Annotated in this window: 21 protein-coding genes; 5 read left to right on the forward strand and 16 right to left on the reverse strand. The window is 70.6% G+C overall.

Annotated features, from left to right (window positions below):
• Nucleotides 1–3: 3 nt before the first annotated feature.
• The 7 genes from H8B22_RS08730 to H8B22_RS08760 all read right to left on the reverse strand — a co-directional run bounded on the left by H8B22_RS08730 (nucleotide 4) and on the right by H8B22_RS08760 (nucleotide 8,655).
• On the reverse strand, nucleotides 4–552 hold the full coding sequence (locus tag H8B22_RS08730) for a hypothetical protein (protein ID WP_187711061.1): 549 nt from the start codon (nucleotides 550–552) through the stop codon (nucleotides 4–6).
• Nucleotides 553–649: 97 nt separating this feature from the next.
• On the reverse strand, nucleotides 650–1,915 hold the full coding sequence (locus tag H8B22_RS08735) for an NAD(P)/FAD-dependent oxidoreductase (RefSeq protein WP_187711062.1): 1,266 nt from the start codon (nucleotides 1,913–1,915) through the stop codon (nucleotides 650–652).
• A 45-nt stretch (nucleotides 1,916–1,960) separates the two neighbouring features.
• On the reverse strand, nucleotides 1,961–3,268 hold the full coding sequence (locus H8B22_RS08740) for an MFS transporter (RefSeq protein WP_187711063.1): 1,308 nt from the start codon (nucleotides 3,266–3,268) through the stop codon (nucleotides 1,961–1,963).
• Nucleotides 3,269–3,275: 7 nt separating this feature from the next.
• On the reverse strand, nucleotides 3,276–4,223 hold the full coding sequence (gene tal, locus H8B22_RS08745; RefSeq protein WP_187711064.1) for a transaldolase: 948 nt from the start codon (nucleotides 4,221–4,223) through the stop codon (nucleotides 3,276–3,278).
• Between the two features lie 121 nt (nucleotides 4,224–4,344).
• Nucleotides 4,345–6,534 (reverse strand): primosomal protein N', encoded by a 2,190-nt coding sequence (locus H8B22_RS08750; RefSeq protein WP_225876172.1) that lies wholly within the window; start codon nucleotides 6,532–6,534, stop codon nucleotides 4,345–4,347.
• Between the two features lie 499 nt (nucleotides 6,535–7,033).
• Nucleotides 7,034–7,414: a DUF4286 family protein gene (locus H8B22_RS08755; protein WP_187711066.1), complete on the reverse strand. Its 381-nt coding sequence runs from the start codon at nucleotides 7,412–7,414 to the stop codon at nucleotides 7,034–7,036.
• Entirely contained in the window at nucleotides 7,411–8,655 is a 1,245-nt protein-coding gene (locus H8B22_RS08760) for a DUF3667 domain-containing protein (protein WP_187711067.1), read from the reverse strand. The genes H8B22_RS08755 and H8B22_RS08760 overlap by 4 nt, the downstream gene beginning before the upstream one ends.
• 265 nt (nucleotides 8,656–8,920) lie before the next feature.
• Here H8B22_RS08760 and H8B22_RS08765 point away from each other — a divergent pair, with 265 nt between their 5' ends.
• Both H8B22_RS08765 and sppA read left to right on the forward strand, forming a co-directional pair.
• Nucleotides 8,921–10,276: an MATE family efflux transporter gene (locus H8B22_RS08765; protein ID WP_187711068.1), complete on the forward strand. Its 1,356-nt coding sequence runs from the start codon at nucleotides 8,921–8,923 to the stop codon at nucleotides 10,274–10,276.
• Nucleotides 10,277–10,423: 147 nt separating this feature from the next.
• Nucleotides 10,424–12,331, forward strand: coding sequence for a signal peptide peptidase SppA (gene sppA / locus H8B22_RS08770; protein WP_187711069.1), 1,908 nt, complete (start codon nucleotides 10,424–10,426; stop codon nucleotides 12,329–12,331).
• A gap of 82 nt (nucleotides 12,332–12,413) precedes the next feature.
• Here the strand turns inward: sppA and H8B22_RS08775 are convergent, their stop codons facing one another.
• The gene (locus H8B22_RS08775; RefSeq protein WP_187711070.1) at nucleotides 12,414–12,632 is read right to left on the reverse strand and encodes a hypothetical protein; all 219 of its coding nucleotides are present in this window, start codon (nucleotides 12,630–12,632) and stop codon (nucleotides 12,414–12,416) included.
• Between the two features lie 73 nt (nucleotides 12,633–12,705).
• On the opposite strand from H8B22_RS08775, the gene H8B22_RS08780 reads away from it, so the two are divergent.
• Nucleotides 12,706–13,482 (forward strand): SDR family oxidoreductase, encoded by a 777-nt coding sequence (locus H8B22_RS08780; protein ID WP_187711071.1) that lies wholly within the window; start codon nucleotides 12,706–12,708, stop codon nucleotides 13,480–13,482.
• A gap of 43 nt (nucleotides 13,483–13,525) precedes the next feature.
• Here the strand turns inward: H8B22_RS08780 and H8B22_RS08785 are convergent, their stop codons facing one another.
• Nucleotides 13,526–14,209, reverse strand: a complete 684-nt coding sequence (locus H8B22_RS08785; protein WP_187711072.1) for an arylesterase — start codon at nucleotides 14,207–14,209, stop codon at nucleotides 13,526–13,528.
• 68 nt (nucleotides 14,210–14,277) lie between these two features.
• Between H8B22_RS08785 and H8B22_RS08790 the strand changes: the two genes are divergently transcribed.
• Complete coding sequence (locus tag H8B22_RS08790) at nucleotides 14,278–15,012, forward strand: ABC transporter ATP-binding protein (RefSeq protein ID WP_187711073.1); 735 nt, start codon at nucleotides 14,278–14,280, stop codon at nucleotides 15,010–15,012.
• Nucleotides 15,009–17,558, forward strand: coding sequence for an ABC transporter permease (locus tag H8B22_RS08795; protein WP_225876173.1), 2,550 nt, complete (start codon nucleotides 15,009–15,011; stop codon nucleotides 17,556–17,558). The genes H8B22_RS08790 and H8B22_RS08795 overlap by 4 nt, the downstream gene beginning before the upstream one ends.
• 47 nt (nucleotides 17,559–17,605) lie before the next feature.
• On the opposite strand, the gene H8B22_RS08800 is transcribed toward H8B22_RS08795, so the two are convergent.
• The 7 genes from H8B22_RS08800 to H8B22_RS08830 all read right to left on the reverse strand — a co-directional run bounded on the left by H8B22_RS08800 (nucleotide 17,606) and on the right by H8B22_RS08830 (nucleotide 22,418).
• Nucleotides 17,606–18,013, reverse strand: a complete 408-nt coding sequence (locus H8B22_RS08800; protein WP_187711074.1) for an OsmC family protein — start codon at nucleotides 18,011–18,013, stop codon at nucleotides 17,606–17,608.
• Nucleotides 18,014–18,033: 20 nt separating this feature from the next.
• On the reverse strand, nucleotides 18,034–18,435 hold the full coding sequence (locus H8B22_RS08805; protein WP_187711075.1) for an OsmC family protein: 402 nt from the start codon (nucleotides 18,433–18,435) through the stop codon (nucleotides 18,034–18,036).
• A 120-nt stretch (nucleotides 18,436–18,555) separates the two neighbouring features.
• On the reverse strand, nucleotides 18,556–19,419 hold the full coding sequence (locus tag H8B22_RS08810) for a pirin family protein (protein ID WP_187711076.1): 864 nt from the start codon (nucleotides 19,417–19,419) through the stop codon (nucleotides 18,556–18,558).
• 152 nt (nucleotides 19,420–19,571) lie between these two features.
• Complete coding sequence (locus tag H8B22_RS08815; protein ID WP_187711077.1) at nucleotides 19,572–20,267, reverse strand: DUF4124 domain-containing protein; 696 nt, start codon at nucleotides 20,265–20,267, stop codon at nucleotides 19,572–19,574.
• Entirely contained in the window at nucleotides 20,267–20,986 is a 720-nt protein-coding gene (locus H8B22_RS08820) for a DUF4124 domain-containing protein (protein WP_187711078.1), read from the reverse strand. Before H8B22_RS08820 ends, H8B22_RS08815 begins: the two co-directional genes overlap by 1 nt.
• Nucleotides 20,987–21,134: 148 nt before the next feature.
• The gene (locus H8B22_RS08825) at nucleotides 21,135–21,749 is read right to left on the reverse strand and encodes a DUF1579 domain-containing protein (protein ID WP_187711079.1); all 615 of its coding nucleotides are present in this window, start codon (nucleotides 21,747–21,749) and stop codon (nucleotides 21,135–21,137) included.
• A gap of 105 nt (nucleotides 21,750–21,854) precedes the next feature.
• Complete coding sequence (locus tag H8B22_RS08830; RefSeq protein ID WP_187711080.1) at nucleotides 21,855–22,418, reverse strand: L-threonylcarbamoyladenylate synthase; 564 nt, start codon at nucleotides 22,416–22,418, stop codon at nucleotides 21,855–21,857.
• Nucleotides 22,419–22,429 lie beyond the last annotated feature (11 nt).

The following is a 22,429-nucleotide window of genomic DNA, read 5'->3' on the forward strand; positions in this document are numbered from 1 at the left end:
CTTTCAATCCGCAGCGTTGAGGTAGGCAGACCAGCGCTGCAGCCATTCGTCGCGCTGGGTGCTCGTGATGATGGTCGGTGCGCAGGCGCGGACGTGCTCGAGGCCCTTCACCGGAGCGCATGCCCAGGCGTTACCAAGGTTCTGCGCGGAATCGAAGAGCACCGCGCTTACGATGCGATCACCCGCCAAGCCAAGCATCAGGTCGGGCCAGGGTGATGGATCGCTCGTGTCCGCATCGGTCGCGTAGTGGCGACATACCTGCTCGAAGGGGAGCCCGTCGTCCTTGCCGCATTCGTCGCGGAAAAAGCGGGACAGGTACTGCGAGACCTCGCCCGGCTTGGCGTTCGGGTTGGCGGAAATGCGCGCGAGTTCCGTGGTCGCGGGGTCTCCGGCCGCGTCTGAGCCAGGTTGCGGCGGAGTCGCCGCGCTATCGGCCACGGGTGCCGCGGTGTCGGCAGGCGCTGGCGGGTTGTTGCTGGTTTCGGCAGGCGAAGGTGCACAGCCCGCCAGAACGATGAATGCACAGCACATCCATGCGCGTCGGTATGACATCGGTCCTCCTTGACGATCGAGTTGTAGTGCCCCGTGGGGCCGATCCATTTAGACACGAAAAACCGCACCGCACAAATCGCGCAATGCGTTCTCACAGCTATGCCGCGTCCTCGTCCCCCAGGATGATCCGCGCATGGCGCTGGTAGCTCCAGTACGCCCAGGCCCAGTTGATCAGGACGATGAGGCGGTTGCGGAAACCGATCAGGAAGAAGATGTGGATGAACAACCAGAACCACCACGCCAGCAGGCCCGACAGCTGCAATCGGCCCAGGTGCATGACCGCGGCCATGCGGCCGATCGTGGCGAGGTTGCCGAAGTCGCGGTAGCGGAATGGCGGGCAGGACTGCTTGCGCAGGCGGGCGCGGATCACGCGCGCGACGTACGCGCCCATCTGCTTGGCCGCGGGGGCGACGCCCGGCACCGGCTTGCCGTCCTGCTGCACGCTGGCGAGGTCGCCGGCGACGAATACCTCGGGATGGCCGGGAATGCTGAGATCCGCTTCGACCAGCACACGGCCCGCGCGGTCGCACGGCGCGCCGAGCAACTTGCCGAGCGGTGACGCCGCCACGCCCGCGGCCCAGAGCACGGTGCGCGCAGGCACGAATGTGTCGCCGAGCCGGTAGCCGTTGGCATCGATCGCGCCGACCGGCGTGCCGGTCACGACTTCGACGCCGAGGCGTTCGAGTTGCGCACGTGCACGCGCCGACAACGCCTCCGGGAACGAGGCGAGCACGCGCGGTCCGGCTTCGATCAGGCACACCTTGGCCTCGGCTGGATCGATATTGCGGAACTCGTCGCGCAGGGTGTGGCGCGCGATTTCGGCGAGCGTGCCGGCCAGCTCCACCCCGGTTGGCCCGCCGCCGACGATGGCGAAGTTGAGCCAGGCGGCGCGCTCCTGCGCGGTGTCGGCGGCCTCGGCGCGTTCGAAGGCGAGCAGAAGCCGTCGCCGCACCGCGAGCGCGTCGTCGAGCGTCTTCAGGCCGGGTGCGTGCGGCGCCCAGTCGTCGTGGCCGAAGTAGGCGTGGGTGGCGCCGCTGGCCAGCAACAGGAAGTCGTAGGCCAGCGTGTCGCCGTCGGCGAGGGCAACCGTACGCGTGGACGCATCGATGCCGGTGACTTCGCCCAAGCGCACTTCCACGTTGCGCTGGCCGCGCAGGATGTGCCGCAGCGGCGCGGCGATGTCCGGCGAAGACAGGCCGGCGGTCGCGACCTGGTACAGCAGCGGCTGGAACAGGTGGTGGTTGCGCCGGTCGATCAGGGTGATGCGGACGCCGTCGCGCGCGAGTGCACGCGTCGCCCACAATCCGGCGAAGCCGCCGCCGATGACGACGACATGGGGGATGCCTGCCTGCGGAGCGTTCATGCCGCCATTGTCCCCACTCGCGGTCGCGCGCGCGAGTGCCGCGGCTCAGTCCGCGTCGTGGTCGATGCGCGACGTGCGTTGGGTGTCGGGCATCCACAGGTAGACCAGTAGCGACACGCCGATGCACGCGGTGACGTACCAGTAGAAGCCGCGTTCGATGCCGGCCTGCTTGAACCACAGGGCGACGTGTTCGGCGGTGCCGCCGAACACCGCGACGGTCAGTGCGTAGGGCAGGCCGACGCCGAGGGCGCGCACTTCCGCCGGGAACAGTTCGGCCTTCACCACCGCGTTGATCGCGGTGTAGAAGCTGACGATGGTGAGTGCGCACAGGATCAGCCAGAACGCCTGCGTGGCGGTCTGCACGTCCTGCAGCGCGCTGAGGATCGGCACGGTCAGCGCGGTGCCGAGGACGCCGAAGGCGATCAGCACCGGACGCCGCCCGATCCGGTCCGACAGCAGGCCGACCAGCGGTTGCATCAGCATGTACACGAACAGCGTCGACGCGTTCAGCAGCGACGCGGTGCGGCCGTCGAGCCCGGCGCTGTTGACCAGGAACTTGTGCATGTACGTGGTGTACGTATAGAACGCCAGCGTGCCGCCCATGGTCAGGCCGACCACGGTCAGCACCGCGCGCGGATGCTGCATGAGCGCGCGCAGCGTGCCCTGGCGCTGCTGCTGTCGCGCACCACCCTGTTCGCCGCGCACGAAGGTCTCGGTCTCCTGCATGCCGCGGCGCAACCACAGCGCGGTGACGGCGGCCAACGCGCCGATCACGAACGGGATGCGCCAGCCCCACTCGCGCAGCTGCGCGTCGCTGAGGAACACGCGTTGCAGCGCGATCAGCACCAGCAACGCGAGCAGGTGGCCCATCACCAGGGTCACGTACTGGAAACTGGACCAGAAGCCCCGGTGCTCGCGCGTGGCCATTTCGCTCAGGTAGGTCGCCGAGGCGCCGTACTCGCCGCCCACGCTCAGGCCCTGCAGCAATCGTGCGAACACCAGCAGCGCCGGCGCGGCGATGCCGATGGTGGCGTAGCCCGGCGTCACCGCGATGAGCAGCGAGCCGGTGCACATCATCAGCACCGACAGCATCAGCGCGCGCCGGCGGCCGTGGCGATCGGCGTAGCGGCCGAGCAGCCAGCCGCCGAGCGGCCGCATCAGGAAACCGACGGCGAAGATCGCCGAAGTGTTGAGCAGCTGCGAGGTGGGATCGCTTGCGGGAAAGAACGCCTGCGCGAAGTACAGCGAGAACGCCGCGTAGGCGTACCAGTCGTACCACTCGACCAGGTTGCCGATCGAGCCGGAGAAGATGCTGCGCAGGCGGCGGGCCGGCGTGAGCGGGGCGGCGGTCATGCGCGGGTCACAGGCGCGCGGCGAGCAGCTGTTCCAGCTTCACCTGGTCGGCGGCGAAGCGGCGGATGCCGTCGGCGAGCTTCTCGGTCGCCATCGCATCCTCGTTGTGCTGCCAGCGGAAGGCGGCTTCGTCCATGCGTGCGGGTGGCGTGCGGCGCGTGCCGTCGTCGATGAGCGCGCGTGCCACAGGCGCCTGGCCCGCTTCGAGCTGGGCCAGCAGTTCCGGCGCGATCGTGAGGCGATCGCAGCCGGCCAACGCCAGCACCTGGCCGATGTTGCGGAAGCTCGCACCCATCACCACGGTGCCGTAGCCGTGCTGCTTGTAGTGGTTCCAGATGCGCGTGACCGAAACCACGCCCGGATCGTCCTGCGGCGTCGCCGGTGCGGGCGCGCCCTGGGCGAGGTGCCAATCGAGGATGCGGCCGACGAAGGGCGAGATCAGGAACACGCCCGCTTCGGCGCACGCCACCGCCTGCGCGAACGAGAACAGCAGGGTGAGGTTGCAGTGGATGCCTTCGCGTTCGAGCTGCTCCGCGGCGCGGATGCCTTCCCAGGTGGCGGCGATCTTGATCAGCAGGCGCTCGCGACCGATGCCAGCCGCCGCGTACAGCGCGACGAGCCTGCGCGCCTGCGCCAGCGTGGCGGCGGTGTCGAAGCTGTGGCGCGCATCGCACTCGGTGGAGACGCGACCGGGGACGAGCTTGAGGATCTCCGTGCCGACGGCAACGGCGAGGCGATCGCCGGCGTCGGCGATGCGCGCGTTCGTGTCGGCGCCCTGCGCGCTGGCGACGGCGGCGTCGAGCAACGGCGCGCACACCGGCAGCGCGGCGGCCTTGAGCAGCAGCGACGGATTGGTGGTGGCGTCGAGCGGACGGAAGCGGGCGATGGCGTCGATGTCGCCGGTGTCGGCGACCACGGCGGACAGCGTCCGCAATTGTTCGAGCTGGTTGGTCATGGCTCGATTGTGCGTGATGCCCGCAGCGGCGTCGACGCACGCCGCGCGTGCATGCGGCGCGTGCTGCAGCGACGCAATCCGGCGCACGCGCAAATGCGCGATCGCTGGTAGGGGTCGATCGCTAGTACAGATCGATCGGATCCACGTCCAGCGACCAGCGCACGCGGCGCGCTTCGGGCAGCGCATGGATCGCGGGCAACGCCGCATCCAGCGCCGCGTGCAGCGGCCGGCGTTCGGTCGCCGACAGCAGCAGCTGCGCGCGCTGGTAGCCGGCGCGGCGCGGCATCGGCGCGGGCAACGGGCCGTGCAGTTCCAGGGCGATGCCGGTGTCGCGCAGCGCGACCTTGGCGGCGTGCAGGAACGCGTGCGCGGCGTCGAGCTGCTTGGCCTCGGCGCGCATCAGCGCCAGGTGCGCGAACGGCGGGAAGCCCGCGGCTTCGCGTTGCCCGAGTTCGGCCTGGGCGAAGGCGTGGTAACCGCCGTTGAGCAGGGTCTCCAGCAGCGGGTGCTGCGGGTGGTGGGTCTGCAGCAGCACTTCGCCGGGACGCTCGGCGCGACCGGCGCGGCCGGCGACCTGGATCAGCAGCTGCGCGAGTTTTTCCGGCGCGCGGAAGTCGGCACTGAACAGTCCTTCATCGACGCCGACCACCGCCACCAGCGCCAGGTTCGGCAGGTCGTGGCCCTTCGCCAGCATCTGCGTGCCGACCAGGATGCCCGGCGCGGTGCCGAATTCGCGCAGCAGCTGCTCCAGTGCATCGCGACGCTGGGTGGTGCCGCGGTCGATGCGCAGCACCGGCACGTCGGGAAAGCGCGCGGCGAGGGCTTCCTCGATCCGCTCGGTGCCCGCGCCCTGCGCCTGCAGCGCCAGGCCGCCGCAATCCGGGCACGCGTCCGGCGCCGGCCGGCGCGCGCCGCAGTGGTGGCATTGCAGGCGACGGCCACCGGCGTGCACGGTCATCGGTGCGTCGCAGCGCGTGCACTGCGCGCTCCAGCCGCAGTCGTGGCACAGCAGCACCGGCGCGTAGCCGCGGCGGTTCTTGAACACCAGTGCCTGGCCGCCGCTGCGCAGCGTCGCCGCGACCGCTTCGAACAGTTCCGGCGACAGGCCCGCCTCGAGCGGGCGCTTGCGCACGTCGCACACGCGCACGCGCGGCGATCGCGCCACGCCCGCGCGCGCGCGCAACTGCAGGTGCGCGTAGCGGCCGCTGCTGGCGTTGCGCAGCGTCTCCAGCGACGGCGTGGCGCTGCCCAGCACGATCGGCACGTCGAGGGCCTTGGCGCGGACCAGGGCGAAGTCGCGCGCGTGGTAACGGATGCCGTCGAGCTGCTTGAAGCTGCCGTCGTGCTCCTCGTCGATGACGATCAGCCCGGCCGCGGGCAGCGGCAGGAACACCGCCGAGCGCGTGCCGACGATCACCCGCGCCTCGCCGCGCAGGCACGCCGCCCAGGTGCGCGCGCGTTCGCCGTCGCCCAGTCCCGAGTGCAGGGCGTGCACGGGCACGCCGAGGCGTTCGCGGAAGCGCCGCAGCGTCTGCGGGGTCAGGCCGATCTCCGGCACCAGCACCAGCGCCTGGCGGCCGCGGGCGAGGCAATCGGCGATCGCGTGCAGGTAGACCTCGGTCTTGCCGCTGCCGGTGACGCCGTCGAGCAGGAACGGGGCGAAGCCGGTGCCGGCCGCGCGCAGGGCATCGACCGCCTGCTGCTGTTCGGCGTTGAGGACCGGGCCGGTGGCGGCCTCCGGCGCGCGCGGCGTTGCCGGCGCCAGGGCGAAACGTTCGACCAGCGCGCGGCCCGCCAGCGCTCGTGCGGCACCGCGCCAGTCCTCGAGCAGCGTGGCCAGCGCGTCCTCGTCGCGTTCGGCATCGGCCAGCAGGTCCGCCAGCCGCCGCGGCTTGCCGCGCAGGCGCGGCCAGGCGGTGCGCCCGGCTTCGGTCAGGCGCCAGCCCCAGGCGTGGGTGTCGGCGAGCGGCTCGCCCTGGCGCAGCGACGCCGGCAGCGCGGTGGCCACGACCTCGCCCAGCGGCGCATGGGCGTAGCGCGCCAGCCAGCGCAGCGACTCCAGCAGCTCGCCCTGCAGCAGCGGCGCGGAATCGAGGCGCTCGCCGGTGCGCAGCTCGGGCGTCGCGTCGTCGGGCGGGGCGATACCGGCGATCACCCCCACCAGTTCGCGCGTTCCGAACGGCACCCGCACCCGGCAGCCGATATCGCCGGGGCCAGCCTCACCGGCCGCCGGGCGGTAGTCGAACAGGCGCGGCAACGGCACCGGCAGGGCGACGTTCCAGACCAGGGCGGGGGCAGGGGCGGTGGGCATGGGTCCGCCCATCATGCGGCATCCGGCCGCGCCGGCCGGTGCGGCGACCGGGGTGCGAGGCAGGGAAAACCCAATTCAGAAAAACCGGCCCCGAGGCTGGTCGCGCATGGGTTGCAGTTGCGCGTCATTCTTGCCCGTAACTTGACGTACGTCACGCAACTATCGGAAGTAAAAGGAGATTGTGGTTTATCCACATCGTCTGTGGATAAGTCTGTGGAAGGCCATCGGCTACCTACGCGCAATGCCGTAAACACAGGCACCCCGCATAGGTTGGCGAAAAAAGTGCCAACGCAGCTATGTCTTTTCGAATCAATGGCTTGCGCGTGAAACACCGTGGTCATCGCGGCCGCGGTGGCGCTCGATCCGGCCCGGGTGACGGAGTTGTTACTGCTGTGCACAACTGTTCGGCACGCAGGCCGCGCCACGTCTGGAGGAGCGCCAAATCGGACGGTGTCAAGCCGGCTTTTTCCCGGTTCAGAACGGACCCGTCCCGGGGCCACTAACCGGTGTTGCCGGAGCGCTCCGGCAGCAGCGCCAGGACCCGGCGCGAGGCGGTGAAACGGGTGCCGAAACGGGCGGCGCCTTCGGCCCGCAGCCGCGGTGCGTGTTCGGCCAGGTAGACGCCCAGGGCCTCCGGCCCGGTCAGCCGGTACTGCACGCACAGGCTGGCGCGGCCGGGGGCGGGCGCCGGATCGGTGACTTCCAGTATCCGGGCGTCGATGAAGCCCGGCAGCGCGCAGATCTCGGCCACGTGCGCGGCGAGCCAGCCCAGGTACTCCGCGCGTACCGCGACTTCCAGGTCGAGGTTGACCTCGTAGACCACGCCCGCGGGGATCGCGTCGGCGGAGGTCGCGTCGGCGGAGATCACGTCCGCGCTCACGCGACGATCCCCGCCAGCACCGCGAACAGGACCACGAACAGGACCAGGAACATGTAGATGCTGCCGACCACCAGGTAGCGGACCGCGGTCAGCGCCCAATGGTCACGGTAGACCCGGTGCTGCATCACGAACAGGTAGATCGGCAGCCAGATCCACAGCGCCGCGTCGACCAGCGCGGTGACGACCGGCACCCAGCCCTTGTTGCCCGCGGCCTGGTCGAGCGCGTTCATCACGAACATCACCAGCAGCACCAGCAGCAGCCAGGCGTGGCTGTACAGCGCGACCACCAGGTGCTCCAGGTAGCGGCGACCGGAGCCGAGGTAGAGCACCTTCAGCAGCAGCGCGAACACCGGCATCAGCAGGAATAGCGCGGTCGGCACCGCGCCCAGCGAGGCCTGCACGAACTGGTTGGCGTCCGCCATGTGTTCGACGTTGGCCTTGGCGCGGCCGATCTTGCGATTGACCCAGCGATCGACGAAGGCCGGCAGCAGCGGCACGTCGACCGGGTTGGTCTTCTCGTCCCACGGGCGATCGTTGAAGCGCCACTCGCCGTTGTCCTTGATGCCCGGCTTGATCCGCTTCGGCGCCGGCGTGGTCGCCACCGCCGGCGCGTTCGTAGCGGTCGGGGCGGTTGCGGGTGTCGCGGTCGTGGTCGTGGTCGCGTGCGGCTGCGCGCCGGCGGCGGCCGCGGCGCGCTGCTTCGCTGCCGCCTCGATCTCGACGATGCGCGAAGCCGCTTCGCCCTGGATCCGCGCGCGCGTAGCGATCAGCGCGGCGTTGACGCCGGGGACCTTGGCTGCTTCGGCTTCCTCGGCCTCGAGCTTCTTCAGCAAGCGGGCCTCGACCTGGCGCACTTCCGCCACCGTCTGCGCGTTGGTGATGGCCGCGCCGCCCTCGCCGCCGAACTGGATCGCCGGCCCGTCCACGTGCACGACCAGCTTGCCGACGAAGAAGGTCAGCAGGCTCAGGATCACGAACAGCCGCAGCGGCGCGATGTAACGCGCGCGCTGGCCATCGAGGTAGTTGCGCGCGACGCGGCCGGGCCGCATCAGGTCGCGCAGGGTGCGGAACACGCGCCCGTCGAGGTGCCAGAACGACTCGAACACCTCCTCCAGCGCGTGGCCGAAGTGGCGGGTCGGGTTGTGCACGGACTGGCCGCACTCGTGGCAGTAGTGGCCCTGCAGCGGTGTGCCGCAGTTTTCACAATTTGTCGGCGCGTGTTGCGCGTCCGTTGCACTCATTGCCCGCGTCCCCGGTCCGTGAACTGCCGCCAGCGGCAGGCGGCTAAGATAACGGGCAGCCCGCGACTTCGATAGGCGACGGCCCGGTTGACGCCGCGCCGGCCCGCGACTTCCGTGAAGTGACGGCGCGGTTGAGGCCGCGCCCGCGGCGGGTGATGGCAAACCATCTGCAGTTCGCTTGAAGAACCAAAAAGCACAATGACGGCCTTCCGCTCGGCCTGTCACACGAAAGCCGTTGTAGAAATCTCCCGGTTGCCCCTGTCCCATGACCATCGAATCCGTCCTCCCGGCGCGCCCGCGCTTCGGCCGTGAAGTGCGCACCACCGGCGTGCTGGCCGCGCCGCTGGTGGCCGGGCACGTGTCGACGGGCCTGATCGGCTTCGTCGACAGCGTCATCGCCGGCCATCACGGCACCACGACGCTGGCGTCGGTGGCGGTGGGCACGGCGCTGTTCTGGCTGCCGATGATGATTCCGATGGGCACGCTGATGTCGCTGCCGCCGGCGGTGTCGCAGCTCGACGGCGGCGGCCGCCGCCACGAGATCGGCGCGCTGTTCCGCCAGGGGCTGTGGCTGGCGGCGATGCTGGGCGTGCTGCTGTTCGGCTTCCTCACCGTCGCGGTGTACGCGCTGGAACCGATGGGCATCGCCGCGGAGATCCGCCCGGGCGCGGTCGCCTTCCTGCACGGCATCCGCTGGGGCGTACCCGGGCTGACGCTGTACCTGACCATGCGCTACCTCAGCGACGGCCTGCACTGGACGTTGCCGACCATGCTGCTGGGTTTCGGCGGCCTGCTGGTGCTGGTGCCGCTGGGCTACCTGCTCACCTACGGCCTCGGCGGCCTGCCGGAGCTCGGCGCCGGCGGGCTCGGCATCGCCTCGGCGATCATGATGTGGGCGCAGGCGCTCGCCTTCGCCTGGTACCTGGCGCGTTCGCGGCGCTTTGCCGATCTGCGCCTGTTCGCGCGGTTCGATCGCCCGCACGGGCCGACGCTGCGCTCGCTGCTGCGCACCGGCCTGCCGATCGGCGTGACCGTGACCATGGAAGGCGGCTTGTTCATCGCCACCGCGCTGCTGATCGGGCGGCTGGGCGAAGTGCCGGCGGCCGCGCACCAGATCGCGATCAACATCTCCGCGCTGTGCTTCATGGTGCCGATGGGCGTGGCCGAGGCGACGACGGTGCGCATCGGCCATGCGCTCGGCCGCGACGACGCCCATGGCGTGCGCCGCGCCGCGCTGGCCGGCTACACCATCGTGCTGGCGACGCAGGCGCTGTCGGCGCTGGTGCTGCTGGCCGGCAACGAATTCGTGGTCGGCTTCTACACCCGCGATGCCACGGTCGCCGCGCTGGCGGCCTCGCTGCTGCTGTACGCGGCCGCGTTCCAGTTTCCCGACGGCGTGCAGGTGCTCTCGGCCGGCGCGCTGCGCGGGCTGGGGGACACCCGCGTGCCGATGCTGCTGGCCGCGCTGGCGTACTGGGGCATCGGCATGCCGGTCGGCGCGGGGCTGGGCCTGGGCCTGGGCTGGGGCCCGCGCGGCATGTGGGTGGGGCTGATCTTCGGCCTGTCCATGGCCGCGGTGCTGCTGTGCGGCCGCTTCTGGCGGTCGAGCCGGAAGGTGTAGGGCGGGCCCTGGCCCGCCGCCCGCGTGAACCTTCGCGGAATTAAACCCGCGCGCCCGCCCAACCGGCATGAGGTCACGATGACCACTGGCGGGTGAAACCGACGCGGCAGGCAGGTACCCTGCCGTTATCGTTTCGGAGTCAAGTACATGAATACCCCCGTGCGTCGCGGCCCCATCGCCGAATTCTTCGTCGGCCTGTGGAACGTGATGAATTTCACCCGCCGCCTGATCGTCAACTTCATCTTCTTCGGACTGCTGCTGCTGTTCCTGCTGGTGATGCTCGCCATCGCCGGCGCCGGCGGCACCAAGCCGATCCTCGACGACACCGCGCTGGTGATCGAACCGACCGGCCCGCTGGTCGAGCAGTACTCCTCCGATGCGGCCGAACGCGCGCTCAAGCACGCGATGGGCGACCGCGAAGGCGACGAAGTGCAACTGCGCGACCTGCTGCGCGTGCTCGACGCGGCCAAGGACGACAAGCGCATCGAACGCGTCGTGCTCAAGCTCGACCGCCTGCAGGCCGGCGGCATGGCCTCGCTGCGCGAAGTGGCCGCGGCGATCGCCAGGCTCAAGGCCAGCGGCAAGGAAGTGGTCGCCTACGGCGAAGCGATGGACCAGAAGCAGTACCTGCTCGCCGCGCAGGCCAACGAGATCTACCTCGACCCGATGGGCGGCATGCTGCTCGAGGGCCTGGGCCGCTATCGCCAGTACTACCGCCAGGGCCTGCAGGACAAGCTCGGCGTCGACGTGCACCTGTTCAAGGTCGGCGAATACAAGTCGGCGGCCGAACCCTACGTGCTCGACGCCGCCTCGCCGCAGGCGAAGGAAGCCGACCTGTTCTGGATGAGCGACGTGTGGCAGCGCTACCTCGGCGACCTCGCCAAGGCGCGCAAGCTCGACGCCGCGAAGCTGGCCGAAGGCATCGACCAGCTGCCGGCCGGCATCGCCGCCGCGCAGGGCGACATCGCCAGGTACGCCGTGCAGCAGAAGCTCGTCGACGGCCTCAAGACCGCCGAGGAAGTCGGCGACATGCTGGCCGAACGCGGCGCCGCTGACAGCGATGCGGAGGACGGCTACCGCCAGGTGTCGTTCGAGGATTACCTCGCCCACCTCAACACCAAGCTCAATCCGCTCGACGAGCGCCCGAAGGTGGCCGTGGTCGTCGCCGAGGGCGAGATCACCGGCGGCGAGCAGCCGCCGGGCACCGTCGGTGGCGAGTCGACCGCACAGCTGCTGCGCGAGGCGCGCGACGACGAGAACGTCAAGGCGCTGGTGCTGCGCGTGGATTCGCCCGGTGGCGAAGTTTTCGCCAGCGAGCAGATCCGCCGCGAGATCGCCGCGCTGAAGAAGGCCGGCAAGCCGGTGGTGGTGTCGATGGGCGACCTCGCCGCGTCGGGCGGCTACTGGATCTCGATGAACGCCGACAAGATCTACGCCGACGAATCGACCATCACCGGTTCGATCGGCATCTTCGGCCTGATCCCGACCTTCCCGCGCGCGCTCGACAAGATCGGCGTGCACAGCGACGGCGTGGGCACCACCAGGTTCGCCGGTGCCTTCGACGTCACCCGCCCGCTGCAGCCGGAAGTCGGCCAGGTGATCCAGAGCGTGATCGACAAGGGTTACCGCGACTTCACCGGCCGCGTCGCCACCGCGCGCAAGCGCAGCGTCGAGCAGATCGACGAAGTCGCGCGCGGCCGCGTGTGGAGCGGTGCGCAGGCGAAGGAGCGTGGCCTGGTCGACGACTTCGGCGGCCTGCAGGTCGCGATCGACGACGTCGCCCAGCGCGCCAAGCTCGGCAAGCCCGACAGCTACCAGGTCCGCTACCTGGAGAAGGACGTGGCGCCGTTCGCGCAGTTCTTCTCGCACTTCGCCGGCAGCCGCATGGGTGCGTACTGGTTGCAGCACTCGACGTTCGCGCAGGGCCTGGCGCAGTCGCTGCTGCCGCGCGCGCTGCCGCAGACCGCGCAGGACCTGCGCTTCCTGCAGAGCGCGATCGAACCCACGCACGGCGTGCCGGTGAAGTCGCTCGCGTACTGCTTCTGCGGCCTGTAAGGCGCAGCGCAGGAAGCAGAAAAGCCCGGCTCAGGCCGGGCTTTTTCTTTAGCTGGATGCGGATGGCGGTGGCGAAGCGGCGCTAGCCGCCGGCGGCCTCGAGCGCCGCGTCCTGTGCGTCCTGCGCCTTCTGCACGTCGGCGTCGACCTGCCTGGCCTTGTCGATCGGCGCCTGGATCGCGTCGCGCAGTTCGGTGTGCGCCTGCGCCTGCGGGTCGACCGGTCGTTCCTTCTCCGGCGGCTGCGGCCTGGAACAGGCGGCGAGTGCGAGCAGTGCGCAGCACAGCAACAGTCGAACCATGGCGGCGTCTCCGGTCTTGTCGTGGCTGCGGCTATGCTACGCCGGTCGCGCAGGCCGCGTAGAGAGGACACCCATGGACCCGAAACGGTGGCGACTGGACGGGCAACTCGCCCTGGTCACCGGCGGCAGCGCCGGCATCGGCCGCGCGATCGCGCGCGAACTGCTCGGCTTCGGCGCCGACGTGCTGCTCGCGGCGCGCGATGCCGCCGGCCTGGACAATGCGCGCGCCGAACTGGCCGAGGATTTTCCCGAGCGCGAAGTCAGCACCTTCGTCGCCGACGTCGCCGACGACGAGCAGCGCCGCGAACTGCTCGACTGGGTCGAGGATTTCGGCGAAGGGCTGCACGTGCTGGTCAACAACGCCGGCGGCAACGTCACCAAGGCCGCCAACGACTACACCGAGGACGAGTGGCGGCAGATCTTCGAGATCAACCTGTTCTCCGCCTTCGAACTCTCGCGCTATGCGTATCCGCTGCTGACGAAACATGCGGCCTCCGCCATCGTCAACGTCGGCAGCGTGTCCGGCGTGACCCACGTGCGCAGCGGCGCGCCCTACGGCATGAGCAAGGCGGCGATGCACCAGATGACCCGCAACCTCGCGGTGGAATGGGCCGAGGACGGCGTGCGGGTGAACTGCGTCGCGCCGTGGTATATCCGCACGCGGCGCACCTCGGACAAGCTGGCCGATCCGGACTACCTCGACGAGGTGCTGCTGCGCACGCCGCTGGGTCGCATCGGCGAGCCGGAGGAAGTCGCCGCCGCGGTGGCGTTCCTGTGCCTGCCCGCGGCGGGCTATGTCACCGGCGAATGCCTCGCGGTGGACGGCGGCTTCCTGCGCTACGGCTTCTAGTGTCCGCCCTTTTCCTGCACGGGGAGAGGGCGAAGTAAGCGCGTCACTTCAGCAACGGCTCCAGTGCCTTCCACACGTGGTCGCGCAACGCCGGTTGCACCGCCGCGACCGGATGCAGGTTGTCGGCCTGGAACGCGGCGCGGTCGCGCGCGATCGGTTCGAGCAGGAACGGCAGCAGCGCGGTGTCGAACAATTGCGACAGCTCGCGGTAGTTGCGTTCGAACGCCTGCGTGTATTCGGCGCCGTAGTTCGGCGGCATGCGCATGCCGACCAGCAGCACCTTCGCGCCGACGCCCTGCGCGGCGCCGATCATCCGCGCCAGGTTGCGGCGCGTCTCGCGTGGCGGCAGGCCGCGCAGGCCGTCGTTGGCGCCCAGCGCGATCACCACCACGGTCGGACGCACGCGCGCGACTTCGCGCACCACCCGCGCCGAACCGCCGGCGCTGGTTTCGCCGCTGATGCTGGCATTGATCACGCGCCAACCCGGCCGCGCCTGCGCCATGCGTTGTTCGAGCAATGCGACCCAGCCCTGCGCGGCGTCCAGGCCGTAGGCCGCGGACAGCGAATCGCCGAACACCAGCACCGTCGGCGGCGGCAACGGCGCGATCTTCGCCGGCGTGGCCGCCCAGGCGACGTTGCCCAACGCCAACAGCAGCAGCCACAGCGCGGCCACAGGGACTTTCGGCCATTGCAGCGGGCGCCGCGAGGCCCTATCTCGTGAGTTCATGCCGTTCTCCGAAACCGTAGCGGGCGCGGACCGCGTGATGACGTGCCGCCGCCGAAGGATGTCCATCGATGAATAGAGCCGATCCGCTGCCGGCGCAAGCCGACGCCGCCATCCTCCCCCACGCCGCGGCGTCCGCGCATGCGCTGGAAGTCAGCAACCTCGGCAAGCGCGTGGCGCTGCCGAGCGGCGAGTTGACCATCCTCGCCGACGTCGGATTCACCATCGCGCGCGGCGATGCGGTGGCGATAGTCGGCGCGTCCGGGTCCGGCAAGAGCACGCTGCTCGCATTGATGGCGGGTCTGGATGCGCCCAGCAGCGGCCGCATCGTGCTCGAGGGCGAGCCGATGTCCGCGCTCGACGAGGACGGCCGCGCGCGCGTGCGTGCCGAACGCGTCGGCTTCGTGTTCCAGAGCTTCCAGCTGCTGCCCTCGCTCACCGCGCTGGAGAACGTGATGCTGCCGCTGGAACTGCGCGGCGATGCCGATGCGGAAACACCGGCGCGCGCGATCCTGGCGCGCGTCGGCCTGGGCGAACGCCTCGGCCATTACCCGCGCCAGCTCTCCGGCGGCGAACAGCAGCGCGTCGCACTGGCGCGCGCCTTCGTCACCCGGCCGTCGCTGCTGTTCGCGGACGAACCCACCGGCAACCTCGACACGCGCACCGGCCAGGCCATCATCGAACTGCTGTTCGAACTCAACGCCGCCGCCGGCACCACGCTGGTGCTGGTGACGCACGACGAACACCTCGCCCAGCGCTGCCACCGCATGCTGCGCCTGGACGGCGGCCGGCTGGTGCAGTCGTGAAGCCGACGCTGATCGCGCTGGCCTGGCGCCAGCTGCGGCGCGACCTCAAGTCCGGCGACATCCGCATCCTGCTCGCGGCGCTGGCATTGGCCGTGTTTGCCGTCACTGCAGTCGGCTTCGTCACCGACCGCGCCGAACGCGCGCTCGCCATCGAAGCCAACCGCCTGCTGGGCGGCGACGCGGTGGTGCGCGGCGATGCGCCGATCGCCGGTGCGGTGCGCGCCGCGGCGCAGGCGCGCGGTCTGCGCATGACCGAAACGGTGGAACTCAATTCGATGATCCGCGTCGCGCGCGACGGCGCCGCGCCGGGCGATGCCGACAGCCTGCGCCTGGGCGACCTGCGCGCGCTGGGGCCGGGCTTCCCGCTGCGTGGCGCGTTCCGCGTGCTCGATGCCAACAAGGTCGAGCGCGAGGCGAACGCCATTCCTGCGCGCGGCACCGTGTGGATGAGCCGCGCCGGCGTCGACACGCTGGGCGCGTCGATCGGCGACACCGTGCGCCTGGGCGATGCGTCGCTGCGCCTGGTCGCGCTGGTGGCGCAGGAACCGGATGCGTCGCTCGATTACTTCAACGTCGCGCCCAAGGTGTTCCTCAACCTCGCCGACCTCGCTGCGACTGGCCTGGTGCAGGAAGGCAGCCGCGTCGGTTATCGCCTGGTCGTGGCCGGCGACGCCGGCGCGGTCGAGCGCTTCGTCGCGACGGCACAGCCCGCGCTCGGCCGCGGCCAGCGTCTGGAAACGATCGGCCAGGCGCGCCCGGAAATCCGTTCCGCGCTCGAACGCGCCGCACGCTTCCTCGGCCTGGCCGCGCTGGTGTCGGTGGTGCTGGCGGCGATCGCGGTGGCGATGGCCGCGCGCCGCCACAGCGCGCGCCACATCGAAGGCGCGGCGGTGATGCGCTGCCTCGGCGCCAGCCAACGCACGCTGGTCGGCATCCACGTCGGCGAACTGCTGTGGATGGGCGTGATCGCCAGCATCGTCGGCGTCGCCCTGGCGTTCGCGGTGCAATGGGTGCTGGGCGGTTGGCTGGCACGCATGCTGTCGCTGTCGATTCCCGCGGCCGGCTGGTTGCCCGCCGTGCAGGGACTCGGCGTGGGCCTGGTGGTGCTGCTCGCGTTCGGTACGCCGCCGGTGCTGGCGCTGCGCCGCGTCTCCGCGTTGCGCGTGCTGCGTCGCGACCTCGATACCACCGAACCCAGCGCCTGGCTGGTCGCGTTCGCCGGTTTGGGCGGCCTCGCCGCGCTGCTGTGGTGGAAGGCGGGCTCGGCAACGCTCGGCGTGGCGATGCTGGTCGGGATCGGCGCGACCTTCCTCGTGCTCGCGCTGCTGGCGTGGCTGCTGATCCTCGCCGTGCGCCGCCTGCGCCCGCACCTGCGCGGCAGCCTGCGCTACGGCCTGGCCAACGTCAGCCGCCGCGCCGGCATCAGCATCGCGCAGGTGTCCGCGCTCGGCCTGGGGTTGATGGCATTGCTGCTGCTGACCTTCGTGCGCACCGACCTGCTCGATCGCTGGCAGCTGTCGTTGGCGCAGGACGCGCCCAACCGTTTCATCATCAACGTGCAGGACGACCAGGTGCAGCCGCTGCGCGACTTCATCGCCACGCAGGGCATCGCCGCGCCGACGCTGTATCCGATGGTGCGCGGCCGCCTGGTCGCGCACAACGGCCAGCCGGTCGCGAACGCGGCGCGCAACGGCGATGCGCCCCAGGACGACGACGAAATGCGCGCGCGCCGGCGCAGCGAACGCGAGTTCAACCTGTCCTCGGCCGCCGCGCTGCGCGACGACAACAAGGTCGTCGACGGCGCGTTCTGGAAGGACGGCGCGCGCGTGTCGGCGCAGTTCTCGGTCGAGGAGGACTTCGCCGCGTCGCTGGGCTGGAAGATCGGCGATCGCATCGCCTTCGACATCGCCGGGCAGCGCCTGGAAGCGCCGATCACCAGCCTGCGCAGCGTGGAGTGGGAGAGCTTCCGCCCGAACTTCTTCGTCATCGCCTCGCCCGGTGCGCTCGACGGCCTGCCGGCCAGCCACATCACCGCGGTGAGCGTGCCGGCGCAGAAAACGCGCTTCACCGCCGACCTGGTGGAACGTTTCCCCAACCTCTCGGTGATCGACGTCGACGCCGTGCTGGCGCAGGTGCGCGCCACCGGCGACCAGGTGTCGCGGGTGGTGCAGGTGGTGTTCTGGCTCTCGCTCGCCGCCGGCCTGCTGGTGCTGATGGCGGCGATCAGCGCCAGCCAGGACGAGCGCCTGCTCGAAGGCGGGGTGATGCGCGCGCTCGGCGGCAGCCGCCGGCAGTTGCGGCTGGCGCAGGCCTCGGAATTCGCGGCGATCGGCTTGATCGCCGGCCTGGTCGCGGCGATCGCCTCGTCGTTGCTGTCCGGCGTCATCGCCGATCGCGTGTTCGACCTGCCGTGGCGACCGGACTGGACGCTCGCGGCGGTCGGTGGCGCGCTGGGCATGCTGGCCGCGCTCGCCGCGGGCCTGTTCGCGACGCGGCGCGTGCTCGATGCGCCGCCGAGCGTGACCTTGCGCGAGAGCCAGGGGTGAGCGAGGGCGCGTGCGGGATGACCGCGCGCGCTTCCGCGAAGGTTGCGTCAGGCCAGCGACGTGTCGATGCGCACTTCGCCGACCAGCACGTTGTGGATCGGGCAGGCGTTGGCGATCTGCAGCAGGCGTGCGCGCTGTTCGTCGTCCAGTTCGCCCTGCAGCACGATGCGGCGGGTGATGTCGGTGCCGCTCTTGGGCTTGCCGGCGGGATTGAACTGCAGTTCGACCTCGACGCCGATGAGCGGCCACTGCTTGCGCGCGGCGTACATCTGCAGGGTGATGACCGTGCACGCGCCCAGCGCCGACAGCAGCAGGCGGGTGGGGTCGGGCGCGAGGTCGGCGCCGCCCTTGTCGACGGGTTCGTCGCCCAGCCAGGCGTGGCCGAGGTCGTCGCCCAGCTGGACCGACCACGGCGCGGCGCCGTTGCGGGCGGTGACGGTGGAAATGTTGCCCATTCGAATGCTCTCCGTGGAAGTCAGCTGCCGCGTTCGCTGGTGATCACCGCGCCTTCGCGCATCGCCTTGGTCACCGGCGTGTTGGCGACGATCTCGAGCAGGCGCGCCCATTGCTCGTCGCTGAGCGGCTGGTCGGAGTGCAGGGTACGGTGCACGTGCACCTTGCCGTCGTCGTCGAAGCTCAGCGCCAGCTCGGCGCGGAATTCGCCCAGCTCCCAGCCCTTGCGCTCGGCGTACATGCGCAGGGTGATCGCGGTGCAGGCCGACAGCGAGGCGAGGTAGTAGTCGAACGGCGCCGGGCCGGCGCCCTGGCCGCCCAGCGCCTTGGGCTCGTCGGTGTCGAGGTCGAAATGCCCGACGTGGATGCGGTGCAGGTACTGCGCGCCGGTGGATGCGATCGTGGCCAAACCGACCTTCTTCATGGTTGTCTCCTGCAGCGGCGGCGTCGGCAGAACTTACGCCATCCGCGTGGATCGGGGAATGCACGCGGTCGCGTGGGTCGAAAACAGCGCCGACCCCGTGTGGGGCCGGCGCGGGTCGTGTTACTGCATGCGGCCGAACTTGCCGCCGTTGAAGTCGACGATCGCCTGGCTGATCTCCTCCTGCGTGTTCATCACGAAGGGGCCGTAGCCGACGATGGGTTCGTCGATCGGTTCACCGCTGAGCAGCAGCACGGTGGCATCGCTGTTGGCTTCGACGTGGACGTCGCGGCCGTCGAGGCCGAGCGTCACCATCTGCGCCTCGCGCGCGACCTGCGTGCCGTTGACCTGCACGGTGCCCTTGAGCACCACCAGCGCGAGCGTGCGGCCTTCGGGCACGCTGAACTGCGTCGCGTGGCCCGCGTTGAGCCGCACGTCCCACACGTCGATCGGCGTGAAGGTGCGCGCCGGGCCGCGATGGCCGGCGTACTCGCCCGCGATCACCCGCACCTTGCCGGCGCCGTCGGTCAGTTCGATCGCCGGGATCTCGGCGTCGAGCAGTGTCTGGTAGCCCGGCGCGGCCATCTTGTCCTTGGCCGGCAGGTTGACCCACAGCTGCACCATCTCCAGCGTGCCGCCGCTGCGGGTGAACTCGTGCGAGTGGAACTCCTCGTGCAGGATTCCCGACGCCGCGGTCATCCACTGCACGTCGCCCGGGCCGATCTTGCCGCCGGCGCCGGTGGAGTCGCGGTGCTCGACCTCGCCCTCGTAGACGATGGTGACCGTCTCGAAGCCGCGGTGCGGGTGCTGGCCGACGCCGCGCGGCTGCGCGGCCGGGTCGAACTTGTGCGGACCCGCGTAGTCGAGCAACAGGAACGGGCTGAGGTGGCGGCCGTGGCTGTTGTAGGAGAACAGCGAGCGCGCCGGGAAGCCGTCACCCACCCAATGCGGGCGCGGGGCGCTGTAGATGCCCTGGACCTTCTTCATTTGTGACTCCTGCCTTGAGGCGTTGGCCGGGACCGGACGGTCCCTTTGGCTTGCCGCGCATCCTGAAGGCAGGACGATTGCGCCGGTAGACGGCGGAATTCGGTCTCACCGTCCCATCGGGTGAACGATCGGGCCGGGCAAGGGACGGGAGGCTAGGGACCGGGGCTGGCGCGGCCGCAGGTGGTCTCCTGCACCACGCGCGTCAGCCGTTGCACCTCGGCTTCGGCCTTGGCGCGGTCCTCGCTGGCGCCGTAGCGCAATGCGGACTCGGCATCGCGCAGGCGCCGGCGCCAGCCATCGCACAGCGCGCCGTCGGGCACGCGCTGGCACTGGTCGAGTTTCATCTCGCAGGCGGAGGTGTTGCTGCCGTTCTCGATCATGCCGCCCAGGCCGGTCGTGGTGAGCGTCACGCAGCGCGGCCGCGGATCGCCGTTGTCGCTGAAGTAGCGGTCGTCGTCGTAGGTGCGGCACTCGTACAGCCACGGCGGCGGCAGCCGATCACCGTCGGCGACGGCGGGCTCCGCCGCGGCGGGGGGCGCGGGCGGCGGCGGTACGACCGGCGGCGCGCGCAGCGCGCGTGGCACCACCACCGGTTGCGGCGCAGGCGCCGGCAGCGGCGGCGTGTAGCCCGCCGGTGGCGTCGGCGCGGCTTCCATCACCCGGCGTTCCTGCTTGCTGCCCTTGGGGCAGGGCGTGCCGTTCTGGATGGTGAGCGCGCCGCTGGCGTCGGTGCAGCGGTAGATGACCACGCCCTGGGCGGACGCGGTGCCCATCGTGGCCAGCAGGACGACGCCGGACAGGACGGTGCTGGACAGCAGGCGCCGCCCGGATCGGATTGCATCGAGCATCAACTGCCTCCGCAGTCGTTGGCCAGGCGCGCGTCGATGCCGCGGGTCTCGCGGTCGATCTGCGCGCGTTCGCTGGGTTGGGCGATGTTCCAGCGGCGGTTCAGGGCGTAGCGGTCGTCGCGCAGGCGCTCGCAGACCTCGGCCTGCGGCAGGCGGTGGCATTCGTCGTACACCCATTGCCCGGTGGGGACCGCCGGCACGAGGACGGTGCCGTGGTGCGAGGGATGCCCGGGGTCGCCGACGCGGACGTGGCCGCGCACGTCGCCGCTGCGGAAGCCGATGTTGGCGCTGACGCCGCCGTCGGGTCGCATCGGCACGGCGGGGTAACCGAAGGCCCACAGCGGTTCCCAGCGCGGGCGGCCTTGGCCGCTGTCGCTGGTGTAGCGCTCGCCGTCGACGCTGACGCATTCGTACAGCGGCTGCGGCGGCGTGACCAGGACGTAGCGCGTGGTCGCCTCCGAGGCCGGCTTCGTTGCGGTCGCAGGTGTGGCCGGTAGTGGGCGCGGCGGCGGATCGGTCGGGCGCACCATGCTGCGCGTTTCCTGCTTCTCGCCGGCGCGGCACGGCGTATCGCGCAGCGCCACCTGACCCTTGCCGTCGGTGCAGCGGTAGATCGTCACCTCGGCGGCGTGCACCCGCACGCCCGGCAGCGCCAGCAGCGCGGCGCCTGACAGCAGCGCGCAGGCAATCGACGGCAGGACGGGGTGGGTGCGTTTCATGGGCGGCATCTTGCGCCCGCGCGGCGATGCGGGGAAGCCGGCGGCGATGGATGTTGCTGCGGGTTCAGGCCGCGGCAGCGGAAAGCGCAGCAGCAAAGAAAGGGCCGGCAGCGCCGGCCCTTCCCTCCCCGCATGCGAAGACAGGAACCTACTTCGCCCGCGTGTACTCGATCTGCATGCTCTTGCGCTCCTTGCCGTCGCGCGTTTCGTACATCTCGAAGGTGACGTGGTCCTTGTCGACGACGCGCATGGTTTCGCGCACCGGCACCGGCGCGCCGTTCTGCATCGGGTCGTTCATCGTCGCGGTGTAGTTGTAGACCTTGCCGGCCGCGTCGTAGCTGCCTTCGGCCACGAACAGGCCGGTCGACATGTTGTCCGACCAGGTGCTGAAGTACTTGCCGGTAACGTTGTCGTAGCCGGTGTAACCCATGCCCTGGAACGGCTGGCCCATGAACTGGCCGCTGTAGTCCATGCGCAACTGGCGGCCGCCCAGCACGGCGGTGTTGACCGACTTGCCGGTTTCCACCTGCGGCGGCGCCGAGGGATCCATCCACGAGGTCATCTTCGTGTTCCAGGTGCCCGCGAACTCGGCGATTAGCTGCTGGTGCCGCTCGTTGGGCGTGGAGGCCTTCTGCCAGGCGGCCATCGCCGCCTGTTGCTCCGGCGTCATCGGCGGCGGCGCGTCGGTCTTCGGGTCGTGCGCGCTGGCGGTCGTGGCGATCAGGCAACCGAGCGTCAGCGCGGCGATGTGGCGGAGCTTCATTGCGTCCTCTCCCTGGGGAAATCGACCGCGGGCTGCGGCCGGCGGGCGAACGCTACGCCGGGTTTCGTTAACGCGATGTTCGCCGCGATGTGCGGCGATTGCGATTCACAGGCGCAGCACGTCGCCGCTGCGCGCGTCGCGGATCGCCGTGGGCGCGGCCAGGCCGCCGGTTTCGCCCGTGCTGACGCCGTCGAGCAGCGCCAGCAGCGCCGGATCGAGCGCGTCGCGCTGGAACGCCGGCGGTTCGCCGGCGCGGTTGGCGCTGGTGGACACCAGCGGGCCGCCAAATTTTTCGCACAACGCCGCCATGATCGGGTGGGCGCTGACGCGCATCGCGACGCCCGCATGCGCGCCGGTGATCCAGCGCGGCACCGTGGCCGTGGCCGGCACGATCCAGGTGTTGGGCCCCGGCCAGCTCGCTTCGACGACGGCGAGGCGCTCGCGCGGCAGTGCGGCCGCATCGAGCAGGCCGTCGAACTGCGCGCGCGTGGCCGCAGCGAGGATCAGCCCCTTGGCGACGTCGCGCTGCTTGATCGCCAGCAGGCGCCGCACCGCCGCCTCGTTGAACGGATCGCAGCTGAGGCCCCACACCGCTTCGGTGGGGCAGGCGATGACGCCGCCGTCGCGCAACACGCGGACGGCGGCATCGTGGGACAGCGGTGCGCTCATGCGACGGGCAG

The sequence above is a fragment of the Lysobacter terrestris genome (assembly GCF_014489475.1).
GTDB lineage: Bacteria > Pseudomonadota > Gammaproteobacteria > Xanthomonadales > Xanthomonadaceae > Agrilutibacter > Agrilutibacter terrestris.